The sequence below is a fragment of the Paraburkholderia hospita genome, assembly GCF_002902965.1.
Lineage (GTDB): Bacteria > Pseudomonadota > Gammaproteobacteria > Burkholderiales > Burkholderiaceae > Paraburkholderia > Paraburkholderia hospita.
Window position 1 is genome coordinate 983,860 of record NZ_CP026105.1, and the last position, 11,633, is coordinate 995,492.

The 11,633-nt window shown below is 64.7% G+C and carries 11 protein-coding genes; 5 read left to right on the top strand and 6 right to left on the bottom strand.

What is annotated here, in order from left to right; genetic code table 11:
- Positions 1–8: 8 nt before the first annotated feature.
- Positions 9–1,091: a GlxA family transcriptional regulator gene (locus C2L64_RS04395; RefSeq protein ID WP_090835789.1), complete on the top strand. Its 1,083-nt coding sequence runs from the start codon at positions 9–11 to the stop codon at positions 1,089–1,091.
- 132 nt (positions 1,092–1,223) lie between these two features.
- On the top strand, positions 1,224–1,730 hold the full coding sequence (locus C2L64_RS04400; RefSeq protein WP_042306829.1) for an acyl-CoA thioesterase: 507 nt from the start codon (positions 1,224–1,226) through the stop codon (positions 1,728–1,730).
- A gap of 64 nt (positions 1,731–1,794) precedes the next feature.
- Here the strand turns inward: C2L64_RS04400 and fumC are convergent, their stop codons facing one another.
- The 5 genes from fumC to C2L64_RS53060 all read right to left on the bottom strand — a co-directional run bounded on the left by fumC (position 1,795) and on the right by C2L64_RS53060 (position 7,531).
- Positions 1,795–3,195: a class II fumarate hydratase gene (fumC, locus tag C2L64_RS04405; protein ID WP_007588222.1), complete on the bottom strand. Its 1,401-nt coding sequence runs from the start codon at positions 3,193–3,195 to the stop codon at positions 1,795–1,797.
- 95 nt (positions 3,196–3,290) lie between these two features.
- Positions 3,291–4,979, bottom strand: coding sequence for a phospholipase D family protein (locus tag C2L64_RS04410; RefSeq protein WP_090835788.1), 1,689 nt, complete (start codon positions 4,977–4,979; stop codon positions 3,291–3,293).
- A 400-nt stretch (positions 4,980–5,379) separates the two neighbouring features.
- Positions 5,380–6,774: an MATE family efflux transporter gene (locus tag C2L64_RS04415; protein WP_009770773.1), complete on the bottom strand. Its 1,395-nt coding sequence runs from the start codon at positions 6,772–6,774 to the stop codon at positions 5,380–5,382.
- Positions 6,775–6,991: 217 nt separating this feature from the next.
- Positions 6,992–7,210, bottom strand: coding sequence for an RNA-binding S4 domain-containing protein (locus C2L64_RS04420; RefSeq protein ID WP_012400207.1), 219 nt, complete (start codon positions 7,208–7,210; stop codon positions 6,992–6,994).
- 126 nt (positions 7,211–7,336) lie between these two features.
- Positions 7,337–7,531 carry a hypothetical protein gene (locus C2L64_RS53060; RefSeq protein WP_131542704.1) on the bottom strand — a complete coding sequence of 65 codons (195 nt, stop codon included), beginning with the start codon at positions 7,529–7,531 and terminating at the stop codon, positions 7,337–7,339.
- Between C2L64_RS53060 and C2L64_RS04425 the strand changes: the two genes are divergently transcribed.
- From C2L64_RS04425 to C2L64_RS04435, 3 genes are all read left to right on the top strand, one after another.
- On the top strand, positions 7,530–7,976 hold the full coding sequence (locus tag C2L64_RS04425) for a hypothetical protein (RefSeq protein ID WP_007750427.1): 447 nt from the start codon (positions 7,530–7,532) through the stop codon (positions 7,974–7,976). The genes C2L64_RS53060 and C2L64_RS04425 overlap by 2 nt on opposite strands.
- 80 nt (positions 7,977–8,056) lie before the next feature.
- Entirely contained in the window at positions 8,057–8,323 is a 267-nt protein-coding gene (locus tag C2L64_RS04430; RefSeq protein WP_079484687.1) for a hypothetical protein, read from the top strand.
- 123 nt (positions 8,324–8,446) lie between these two features.
- A complete protein-coding gene (locus C2L64_RS04435) occupies positions 8,447–10,693 on the top strand; it encodes an ATP-dependent helicase (RefSeq protein ID WP_090835787.1) in 2,247 nt (748 codons plus the stop codon).
- A 55-nt stretch (positions 10,694–10,748) separates the two neighbouring features.
- Here C2L64_RS04435 and C2L64_RS04440 read toward each other — a convergent pair whose 3' ends face one another.
- Positions 10,749–11,516 carry a DUF4088 family protein gene (locus C2L64_RS04440; protein ID WP_007741812.1) on the bottom strand — a complete coding sequence of 256 codons (768 nt, stop codon included), beginning with the start codon at positions 11,514–11,516 and terminating at the stop codon, positions 10,749–10,751.
- Between the last annotated feature and the right edge of the window lie 117 nt (positions 11,517–11,633).

An 11,633-nucleotide genomic window follows, 5' to 3' on the forward strand; every position in this document is an offset into this window, starting at 1 on the left:
ATCAATTGATGTCGCACGCTTCCCACGAAACCCTCGACGCGCCCGCGCCGCAGGTTCGCCACATCGTCTTCGCCGTCGCGCCTGAACTCGTGCTGCTCGACGCATGCGGCCCGCTCGAAGCGTTTCATCGTGCCGAGCTTACCGTGCGAGACGCGCGCCGCGTGTCGCGGGCATCTGGCGAACGTGTTTCACCCGTTGCGTATCGAACGACGGTAGCGTCGATCGACGGCGGCGTGCTCGACACGTTTCCCGGCCTGCCCGTCGTCACGCAGCGTCTCGATGCACTCGACGACGAGCCGATCGACACGCTGATCGTCCCCGGCATCCCCGTCGACGATCCGCGCACGCTGCAGCCCGCGCTGATCGACTGGATCGCGCGGCGCGCGCCGCACGTGCGGCGCGTCTGTTCGGTGTGCACGGGCGCGTTTTATCTGGCGGCGGCGGGCGTGCTCGACGGACGCCGCGCGACGACGCACTGGCGCGACGCGCACCGCCTTGCCGAGCGTTTCCCGCGCGTGCATGTGGATGCCGAGCCGATCTTTATCCGCGAGCCCATGAACGGCGTCGGTATGGAGGACGATTCACGCGCCGTTTGGACGTCGGCGGGCGTGACGGCGGGTATCGATCTCGCGCTGGCGCTGATCCAGGAGGATTACGGGCATCCCGTCGCGATGCAGGTCGCGCGGCGCCTCGTCGTGTTCGTCAAGCGCCCCGGCGGTCAGTCGCAATTCAGCGCGGCGCTCGCGGCGCAGGCATCGGCGGGCGGCGCGTTCGACGGCCTGCACGGCTGGATGGCGTCGAACCTGAACGGCGACCTGTCCGTCGAGCGGCTTGCCGAAGAAGCGAGCATGAGTCCGCGCACGTTCGCGCGCCGCTACGTCGACGAAGTGGGCCGCACACCCGCGAAGACCGTGTCGGCGATGCGGCTGGAAGCGGCGTCGCGGGCGCTGGCCGAATCGCGCCGCCCGTTGAAGCGGATCGCGCTCGATTGCGGCTTCGGCAGCGAGCAGAACTTGCGGCGCGCGTTCATACGCAGCTTTGGCGTGTTGCCGCTGGATTATCGCGAGCGCTTTGCGTCCGCGCTGCGCTGAATCGAAGTCCGCTCGGGCGTCGCTTCACGGCATCTCGCGTGCATCGAATGACGTCCAAAGCCCGATAGCACAGCGGCCGCCTTATTGCGCTCGTATAATCGGCTCCTTTCGATTTGTTTGACCGGAGTCAAGATGAGCACGCCAACCGCTGCGCCGCTGGATCGTTCAGAAACCACGTTCCGCTTCCTCGCCGAACCGACTTCGGTCAACTTTGGCGGCAAGGTGCACGGCGGCGCGCTGATGAAATGGATCGACGAAACCGCGTACGCGTGCGCGGCCGTCTGGTCGAGCCGCTATTGCGTGACGGTCAGCGTCGGCAATATCCGCTTTCGCCGGCCGATTCACGTCGGCAATCTGGTCGAACTGCGCGCGCGCGTCGTCGCGACGGGGCGCACCAGCATGCACATCCATGTGTCCGTCTATGCCGGCGATCCGAAAGGCGGCGAACTGCTGCAAACCACCGACTGCCTCGTCGTGATGGTCGCCGTCAACGAGAACGGCAGCCCCGTGCCCGTGCCGTCGTTCGAGCCGCAAACAGAAGAACACAAGGCGCTCGCGAAGTACGCGATGGACGTGAAGGCCGCACTCGATGCGATCGTCGACCTGAAGCCCGAGGAAGTGGCGCAGGGCAAGGTGTAAAGGAAGCCTGCGCGCCGAGGCTCTCTGCACGTTTGCAAAGAGAGCCTCGCGGGAGGGAAGGGTTTTAGGGCTTCGCGTTGCCGACCATGTCGTGCGGACGCACCCATTCGTCGAACTGCTGTTCCGTCACATAGCCGAGCGCCAGCGCCGAGGCCTTCAGCGTCGTGCCTTCCTTGTGCGCCTTCTTGGCGATCTTCGCGGCCTTGTCATAGCCGATGTGCGGATTGAGCGCCGTCACGAGCATCAAGGATTCATTGAGCAGTTGATCGACGCGCTCGCGGTTCGGCTCGATGCCGACTGCGCAGTTGTCGTTGAAGCTGTGCATGCCGTCGGCAAGCAGGCGCACCGACTGCAGCACGTTGTGCGCGATCATCGGCCGGAACACGTTCAATTCGAAGTTGCCGCTCGCGCCACCGATGTTGACGGCCACGTCGTTGCCGAATACCTGACAGCACAGCATCGTCACCGCTTCGGATTGCGTCGGGTTCACCTTGCCCGGCATGATCGAGCTGCCCGGCTCGTTTTCGGGAATCGACAGCTCGCCGAGGCCGCAGCGCGGACCGCTCGCCAGCCAGCGGACGTCGTTGGCGATCTTCATCATGCTCGCCGCGAGCGTCTTCAACGCGCCGTGCGCGAACACCAGCGCGTCGGCGGCTGCCATCACCTCGAACTTGTTCGGCGCCGACACGAAGGGCAGGCCCGTCAGACGGCCGATCGCGGCCGCCACGTCGTCGGCGAACTTCGGATGCGCGTTGAGCCCCGTGCCGACGGCTGTGCCGCCTTGCGCCAGTTCATACAGATGCGCCAGCGCCGATTCGACATGCTTCGCGCCGTGATCGAGCTGCGCGACATACCCGGAGAATTCCTGGCCGAGCGTGAGCGGCGTCGCGTCCTGCAAGTGCGTGCGGCCGATCTTCACGATATCGGCGAATGCCTTCGACTTTTTATCGAGCGTCTCGCGCAGCGCCTTCAGCGCCGGCTGCAGATGCTTGACGATGCCAACGGCAGCCGCCACGTGCATGGCCGTCGGGAACACGTCGTTCGACGATTGCCCGCGATTCACATCGTCGTTCGGATGCACGAGGCGCGCTTCGCCGCGCTCGCCGCCCATCAGCTCGCTCGCACGGTTGGCGATCACCTCGTTGAGGTTCATGTTGGTCTGCGTGCCGGAGCCCGTCTGCCAGACCGCGAGCGGAAATTCGTCAGGATGCTTGCCTTCGATGATCTCGTCGGCGGCGGCCATGATCGCCTTCGCCTTGGTCGCGTCGAGCACGCCGAGGCTCAGGTTCACTTCGGCGGCGGCGCGCTTGATGATCGCGAGTGCGGTGACCAGTTCGGGCGACTGCTTTTCCGTCGAGATCTTGAAGTTCTGCAGCGAACGCTGCGTTTGCGCTCCCCACAATTTCGCGTTCGGCACGGCGATTTCGCCGAACGTATCGCGTTCCATGCGTACATCTTCGGTCATGTTCTACTCCGCTTGACTAGGTGATCGGAAGGCTTCCGGGAAAGTGGCGCACTCTGCACTCAGTTTGCAATCTGTCTGCACGTGAGACTGCGCCGTTATAACTGCTCGTCGACTGGCAGCAACAAGAATAGACCCGTCAGCGCGTTACGGTAAAAGCCCGCGCCGGGATCGAGGTTGTAGTGGCGAAGCTGGCCGTTTTCCTCGTCGGTCCAGACGAGCTTCGCCTGCGGCGTCGCCGAGTAGCGCAGCACGGCCAGCTCGGACGGCGTTGCGAGCGTCACGTGGTAGCTGACGGCGGGGGCTGTAGCCTGGTCGAACAGTCTGGCTACCTGGTCGGCGAGCGGCGGGCTGTGGATCACGAGCGCAAGCTCCGTGTTCAGATGCGCCGAGCGCGGATCGAGATTCATCGAACCGATCACGAGCGTCTTGCGGTCGATCACATAGGTTTTCGCGTGCAAGCTCGCTTTCGATTGCGAGCCGAACAGGCCAGCTCTCGGCGCCGCGTCGCCGGGTGTGGGCTTGAACTCGTAGAGTTGCACGCCGCGCTCGAGCAGCGGCACGCGGTACGGGCTGTAGCCCGCCTGCACGGCGACGGCGTCCGTCGCGGCGAGCGAATTGGTCAGCACCTTGACGGCCACGCCGCGCTGCACGAGCTGGCCGAGCGCATCGACGCCCGCCTGGTGCGGCACGAAATACGGCGACGTGATGAGGAATTCCTGCTGTGCGTCGTGCATCAGTTCGATGAGCCGCTGCATCGGTGGGCTCTGGTACTGATCGGCGGGCAGCTTCATTTTTTCGGGCGAATCGACCTTGAATTCGGCGCTCGCCCATACGAGTCCCAGTCCATCTTTCGCGATCTGCGCGGCGAGCGGCGTCGCGTTCAGCGGCTTCGCGTTGTATGGATCGGCGTTCTTGCGCCAGTGCGCGCGCAGTTCGTCGCGCATGTCGTCGAGTTCGTGCGGATCGAACTTCTGCTTGTTGAGTGCACGTAAAGGGTACGCGTTGCTGTCGTTCCAGTACGCGTCGAAGCTTCCGGAAATGTCGGAAGTGATCGGGCCTGCCGCGAGCACATCAATATCGCGGAACTGCAGCGTCGGGCTTGCGCTGAAGTATTCGTCGCCGAGATTGCGGCCGCCGACGATCGCGATCTGGTTGTCCGCGATCATTGCCTTGTTGTGCATGCGCCGCGTGAACGCGCCGATCTTCGTGAAGAAGTTCTGGCCGCGCTGATAGAAGCTCGTTTCCGAGCTGCCGAACGGGTTGAATACGCGGATCTCGATCTTGTCGTGCGAGTTCAGCGCGGCCATCACGCGGTCGATGTCCTTGAAGTTCAGGTCGTCGACCAGCATGCGCACGCGCACGCCGTGATCCGCCGCGTAGAGAGCGGCCGCTAGCAGCAGCTTGCCTGTCGTGTCCTCCTCGGCGATGTAGTACTGCATGTCGAGCGTCTTCGTCGCCGCGCGCGCGAGCGCGATGCGCATCTGCAGCGCTTCCGTGCCGTCGGACAGCACGCGAAAGCCCGACTGACCCGGATGCGCGCGCTCGGGCGCGGCGAGCGCGGTGGCGAGTGGCGTGGTGTCGGTGGCGGGTAGCGCGTGCGTGACGGGGCGGTCGAACGCGGTGGCGGGCGGGCGTGTCGCGCATGCTGCCAGCAGCATCGCCGACACGATGAGCGCGAACGCGCGCATCAACATTGGGCCTGGCGCGTGACGCGAGATGCGGGTGCTGCGTTGTTCATGCTGATGCTGCGATGCGGTGGCGCCGTTCCTCTTATGAGCCGACACGCTTGTTCCTCCACTTAAGCGGCACGGATGGTCGTCGTGGCGTCGTCCATCGACCGGACCATTCTACGGGGAAACGTTAATGCGGGTCGGATAGCGACGCAATCTGGCTCTGCAACGCGCGTGCCTGGATTCGATGAGCGGGGACGGCGTCCGTGAGGGCGGCGTTACCAGTCGGTGTTTCGGGCCTTTGCGCTGGCATCCGCGTTATGCCTTCGTCCTTCAAGCGTTGCCCCGCACAGGGGCGACGCTTGAACTGCAAACACCGTATCGCGGATGCCAGCGCAAAGGCCAATACACCAAACGGCGTCGCCCAAACCACAAAACCCAAACCGCGAATGGCCACCGCAAAGCCCACAACAACCAAGCCGCTAGCCCCGCGCCCGCAGAGGCAAAAAAATCATCACGCGGCGGCGCCGCTATCCACAATCCGCAAACTCTTGCGATGAAACCGTAACGTCATCAACACCGCGACACTCGCAAGCCCAGCAGCGAGCCCCCACCATAACCCCCGCGCTCCGAGCCCAAAATGAAACGCGAGCGTATAACCAGTCGGAAACCCAATCCCCCAATACCCGAACGCAGCCGCAATCATCGGAACCCGCGTGTCCTTCAGCCCACGCAAACACCCAGACCCAACCGTCTGCATCCCATCAACGATCTGAAAAATCGCCGCCACGCCCAGCAACGAACTGGCCAGCGCCACAGTAGGCGCATTAGCAGGATCATCGAGATGCAAATACAGCCCGACAATGAAACGCGGCGCCGTGATCAAAAACAGCCCCGACAGACACATAAACCCGACCCCCAGCCCAAGCGCGACAAACCCCGCATGCCGCGCGGCCAGCGGCTGCCCCGCACCTGACCAGAACCCGACGCGCACGTTCGCCGCCTGACCAATCGCAAGCGGCACCATAAACGCCACCGATGCCACATTCAACGCGATCTGATGCGCCGCCAGCTGCGATTCGCCAAGCAGCCCAACCATCAGCCCCGTGGCAAGAAACAACATCGATTCGACGCCATACGTGATCGCCACCGGCCAGCCGATACCGAACAACTCGCCCATCAGCGGCACGTTCGGCCGCGTGGCCGTGACGAAATGCCGGAAGCGCGGCCGCAGATGCAAAAGACCCATCAGCATGAGCGCCGTGAGCCAGACGGTGATAGTCGTCGCAACCGCCGACCCGAGGAACCCGATTCGCGGCAAGCCGTACGCGCCATGGATCAACCCATAGTTCAGGAACCCATTGACGAACACGCCGCCAATCGACACCCACAGCAGCCGTCGCGCTGCGCCGATCGCCGGCAGGAACGAGCGCATCAGGCCAATCCCGATCAGGCTGGCAGGCGCGCCCCAGCGCAGTGCCGCGCAGTATTCGCCGACGTTGTGCGCGAGCAGCGCCGGCTCGCCGAACGCCATCATGATGGGCGCCGCGAACGACAGCAGCACGAACGCCGGCACGGCCAGCAACAACGACAGCAAAAAGCCCGTCCAGTAGATATGCGGCACGCGTTCTTCGGCCTGTGCGCCGCGCGCATGCGACACGCTCACGCTGACGGACGTCAACACGCCTTGCAACAGCGTCACGACGACGAAGAACAGGTTCGCGCCGAGGCCGCCCGCCGCGAGCGCGTCGGGGCCGAGCGAGCCGAGCAGCACGGTGTCGGTGACGCTCATCGCCATCTGCGACAGCTGTGCGATGGCAAGCGGGGCGGCGAGACGCGCCGTGTCGGCGGCGTGACGCGAAAGAGTGGGCGGCCCGCTGAGCGCGCGGGACATTCCGGTTGGATTCATGTTCGAAGCGCTGTTGCGCGAAAGGGCGACACGCTCGGCAAGTGCGCCGCGCGCCGTTTGTTTTTCTGTCCAGACGGACAGCTTATTGCGGGAACGCGGCGCTGTCGATGAACAGGCACATTTTTGGTGCGGGTTTGCGGCGGCGGGAATTCCGTCGACTGATGCCAGCCGCATATCTCGCGGCCTTGCGGCAACGTCCGGGCGGGTCTGTCGAACGTCAGCCTTCGTGGACGGCGATCCGCGTGTCGCCGAGCAGCACGACCTGGCCCGCGCGAATTTTGCACGTTTTACGCGTTTCGACCTGGCCGTCGACGGTCACGGCGCCCGACGCAACGATCACTTTCGCCGATCCTCCGCTGTCCGCAAGGCCCGTAATCTTCAGCAGATTGTGGAGTTCGACGTAGTCGCCGGTCAGGGTGAAATCGAGGTTGGGCATGGCAGTTGCGATCGACAGGTGGTCGGCAGGGTCGTTGAAAAGCGACTCGCATGATAAGCCATCGCGCGGCGCCCGACGTTCGGGTGCGAGTGAATGGCCACGTGCCGGAGCATTTGCAAGCAGATGTTATTCAGTTGTCAGGAAATGAAACGTTGAGTAACAGACGTCTTTCGTGGCGAACTTCACTCGCAAAAGCCCGGTCTGTGGAATAGCCTGCTGCATTTTTTCGGCAGGCTGAAAGCGCGGACACGAGATCGGCCAATTCACGCCGACCGAACCGCCCGCGTGCCGATATCGACAAACTTCAGAGAGGATTGCCATGACCCAGCTCCGTACGCTCCTGATCGGTACCGCCCTCACTGCGATGGCGTCGACTGCCGCATTCGCCCAGACGGCTGCCCAGCCTTCCGCGGACCTGTCCACCCAGGCTCAGGTCCAGCAGGCGCCCGCCGCCGCACCCGCCGCCCAAGGCGTCCAGATGCCGACGCCCGCGCCGCAGAACCTCGCCGCACCCGGTTCGACTGACCCGCTCGTCCAGAAGCGCAACGCGGACGCTCAGGCGAACGCCGAGTACAGCGCGCAGAAAAAGATGTCGAAGCAGCAGATGAAGGAACAGCAAAACGCTGCGAAGACTGCCTACAAGGACCAGGTCAGCAACGCGAAGCTCAACAAGAAGGCCGACAAGGCGGCCGCGTCGAACGAACTGAAGGCCGAGATGCAGGGCCAGCCGACAGGCGCGGCGGCATCGGGCGAAGCGCATAACTGATAAGCGGCTTCCGGCGCCTGTGATGCGACAGGCGCTGTGACCGCCTGCAAGCTTTTGAAGTTGGAAAGAGGGAGGACAAGATGAAAAAGACAAGCAAGACGATGAGCGCGCTGTGCGCCGCCCTGATCGCAGGCAGCATGACGACGTTCGCGGTCGCGCAGACGACGCACGATCCCGCCACCGAGCCGATGACGCATGCCGACAACAAGGCCGCCAAGGAACAGGCGAAGGCCAACAAGAAGGCGGACGTCGCGCAGGCGAAGGCCGACCAGAAGAAGGCCGACGCGCAGGCCGACGCCGACAAGGCGAACGCTGACGCGAAGGTGAAGGACGCAAAATCGCAGTAAGCGGTTCTTTTGCTGCACGTGCTGGGCGGCGGGTTCACGCCGCCTGGCGAAGCCCGGCCTCGCGCCGGGCTTTTTGTTTGCGGCGAGTGCACGAAAAATGGGGCGCTTGTCGTCGCGGGTTGTATGGATATACAGTATGCGTCGCCCTCACTATCCGACCCGCCAATCGTGCTTTCCGTCGCCGATTCTCCGTCCTCGTCATCCTCTGCCGCGACGGATTCGCCCGCAGCGGCGGCCACCGCCGCCACTTCCGACTGGCTGGCGAAGCTCAACGACGCCCAGCGCGAAGCTGTCGAATACGGCACCGACGACATCGCGCATCCGTCCGGCGCGCTGCTGGTCATCGCGGGCGCGGGCTCCGGCAAGACGAACACGCTCGCGCACCGCGTCGCGAATCTGGTCGTCAAGGGCGTCGATCCGCGCCGCATCCTGCTGCTGACGTTCTCGCGCCGCGCCGCGCTCGAAATGACCCGGCGTGTCACGCGCATCGCGGGCGCTGCACTCGGCACGCGCGCGGCGCTCGCGCAGGGGCTGACGTGGTCGGGCACGTTCCACGGCGTCGGCGCGCGCCTGTTGCGCGAGTACGCCGATCTGATTGGCCTCGCACCGACCTTCACGATCAACGACCGCGAAGATTCCGCCGACCTGATGAATCTCGTGCGTCACGAGCTCGGCTTGTCCGCGAAGGAAAAGCGCTTTCCGTCGAAATCGGCGTGTTTCGCGATCTACTCGCGCGTCGTGAATACGGGCGCGTCGCTGGCCGACGTGCTCAACAGCGCGTTCCCGTGGTGCCGTGAATGGGAAGCCGATCTGCGCATGCTGTTTGCCGCGTATGTCGACGCGAAGCAGAAGCAAAGCGTGCTCGACTACGACGACTTGCTGCTCTACTGGTCGCACATGGCGGCCGAGCCCGCCATTGCCGCTGATCTCTCCGGCCGTTTCGATCATGTGCTCGTCGACGAGTATCAGGACACCAACCGTCTGCAGGCGTCGATCCTGCTCGCGCTGAAGCCCGACGGGCGCGGGCTGACGGTGGTCGGCGACGACGCGCAGTCGATCTATTCGTTTCGCGGCGCGACCGTGCGCAACATTCTCGACTTCCCCTCGCATTTCGATCCGCCCGCGAAACAGGTCACGCTGGAGCGCAACTATCGCTCGACGCAGCCGATCCTCGAAGCTTCGAACGCGGTGATCGGCCTTGCGTCCGAGCGTTACACGAAGAACCTGTGGACCGACAAGGCGTCGGCGCAACGCCCGCATCTCGTCACTGTCGCCGACGACGCGGACCAGGCGCGCTACATCGTCGAGCAGGTGCTCGCCGCGCGCGAGGCGGGCATGAAGCTGAAGGCGCAGGCGGTGCTGTTTCGCGCCGCGCATCACAGCGCCGCGCTCGAAATCGAGCTGACGCGGCGCAACATTCCGTTCGTGAAGTTCGGCGGCCTGAAGTTTCTCGACTCCGTCCATGTGAAGGACGTGCTGGCCGTGCTGCGCTGGGCGGAGAATCCGCGCGATCGCGTCGCGGGTTTTCGCGTCGTGCAGTTGCTGCCGGGGGTCGGGCCCGCGACGGCTGCGCGCGTGCTCGACGACATCGCCGCGCGGGCCGACGCGCTGCAGTCAGGCGGCGCGCCGGATGCCGCGCATGCAGTTGCGGGCTGCACGGCGAATGCGCTCGCCGCGTTCGCGCCGCCGGCGCGCGCGCTCGAAGACTGGCATCCGTTCGTGGCGATGATGGCGTCCGCATGCGGACGGCAGACGCCCTGGCCCGCCGAGTTCGAAATGGTGCGGCGCTGGTACGAGCCGCATCTCGAGCGCAATCACGAGGATGCGTCGATTCGCCAGGCCGATCTTGCGCAGATGGAGAGCATCGCGGGCACGTACGCGTCGCGCGAGCGCTTCCTGACGGAGCTGACGCTCGATCCGCCCGATGCCACCAGCGACGAATCCGGCGTTCCGCTGATCGACGAAGACTATCTGATCCTGTCGACGATCCATTCAGCGAAAGGGCAGGAGTGGCGCAACGTGTTCGTGCTCAACGGCGTCGACGGCTGCATTCCGTCCGATCTCGGCACGGGCAGCGAAGAGGAAATCGACGAGGAGCGGCGCCTGCTGTATGTGGCAATGACGCGCGCGAAAGAGGACCTGCATATCGTGATGCCGCAGCGGTTCTACGTGCACAACCAGACGCATCTCGCCGACCGGCACGTGTGGGCGTCGCGCACGCGCTTTATTCCGGCGCATCTGCTGCCGCTGTTCGATTCGCATGCGTGGCCGCCCGCGCCCGTCGTGTCGGCGCCGACGCGAGCGGGGCTGGCCGCCGCCGCGCAAGCGAAAATAGAAATCGCGGCGAAGCTCAGAAAAATGTGGGACTGAGCTTGCCGCGATGTGTCGGCGTCCGGTTCGACGCCCTGTGTCCCGAGACGAGGCCTTAGCGCGACTGCCGCTGTTGTTGCTGCTGCGGGCGCGGCGGCGGCATGAAGAAGTTGCGCAGCCAGGCGGCGAGCCGCGTGAATACGTCATACGGCTCTTCGACGAAAATCTCCGGCTTCAGGAGCCGCAGATATTCCATGATCTGCTGCGCTTCCTGTTTCTGGAACGAGCCGTGCGAAATACCCAGACGCAGCAGGCCGCGCAATTCGCCGAGCTTTTCGCGCGCGGCGCTGCCCACGCTGGTTTCGCACGCGACCTTCGCCTCGTACACCCGCTGACGCAGCGATTCCGCCAGACGCCACGCGGGCGTCTGCATCACTTCTTCGAGCGCCTGGATATCCTGCGCCGCCGACTTGATTTGCGCGGCGAGCGGGTCCACCAGCGAAGGCGAGCCTTCCGCTTCCTTGACGATCGCAGCGGCCCACTCGCGGCTCTGCTTCGCGAGTTCTTCGGGCGTCCATTCCGAGCGCGCGGCAAAGCCGAAACCGAACTCGCTTGCCTGCTTCATCAGGATCGCGACGACATCCGGAAACTCCTTGTCCAGCGTGCGCTTCGCCCATGCGTACTGGCCGCCCTGCAGCATCCGCTGCACGGCGTGCTCCGTCAGCGGCACCATGTTGTCGAGGAGCTTTGCACGCAGAAAATCCTCGAACGACGGCGTCGCGAACTGCGGGTCCAGCTTCACTGAGACCCGCACGAACGCCTCGAAATCCTTTCGCAAGGATGCGAGCGTTTCGTCCTTGATGTTAAGGGTAATCTGACCCATGTCTTATCCCGTTTCGTCGACCGCGCGACACCGTCGAGGCATTCGCCTCGTGCCGAGCGCCCCCGTGCGCTGGCGGCACCGATATCCGGCGCGGTTCTGTCCGGCTTGCCGGCATGC

Coding starts and splice junctions, on each gene's coding strand:
- C2L64_RS04440 (WP_007741812.1), bottom strand. CDS start 11,516: ATGGGTCAGATTACCCTTAACATCAAGGACGAAACGCTCGCATCCTTG.
- C2L64_RS04430 (WP_079484687.1), top strand. CDS start 8,057: ATGAAAAAGACAAGCAAGACGATGAGCGCGCTGTGCGCCGCCCTGATC.
- fumC (WP_007588222.1), bottom strand. CDS start 3,195: ATGACCGAAGATGTACGCATGGAACGCGATACGTTCGGCGAAATCGCC.
- C2L64_RS04400 (WP_042306829.1), top strand. CDS start 1,224: ATGAGCACGCCAACCGCTGCGCCGCTGGATCGTTCAGAAACCACGTTC.
- C2L64_RS53060 (WP_131542704.1), bottom strand. CDS start 7,531: ATGGCAATCCTCTCTGAAGTTTGTCGATATCGGCACGCGGGCGGTTCG.
- C2L64_RS04395 (WP_090835789.1), top strand. CDS start 9: ATGTCGCACGCTTCCCACGAAACCCTCGACGCGCCCGCGCCGCAGGTT.
- C2L64_RS04420 (WP_012400207.1), bottom strand. CDS start 7,210: ATGCCCAACCTCGATTTCACCCTGACCGGCGACTACGTCGAACTCCAC.
- C2L64_RS04415 (WP_009770773.1), bottom strand. CDS start 6,774: ATGAATCCAACCGGAATGTCCCGCGCGCTCAGCGGGCCGCCCACTCTT.
- C2L64_RS04435 (WP_090835787.1), top strand. CDS start 8,447: ATGGATATACAGTATGCGTCGCCCTCACTATCCGACCCGCCAATCGTG.
- C2L64_RS04425 (WP_007750427.1), top strand. CDS start 7,530: ATGACCCAGCTCCGTACGCTCCTGATCGGTACCGCCCTCACTGCGATG.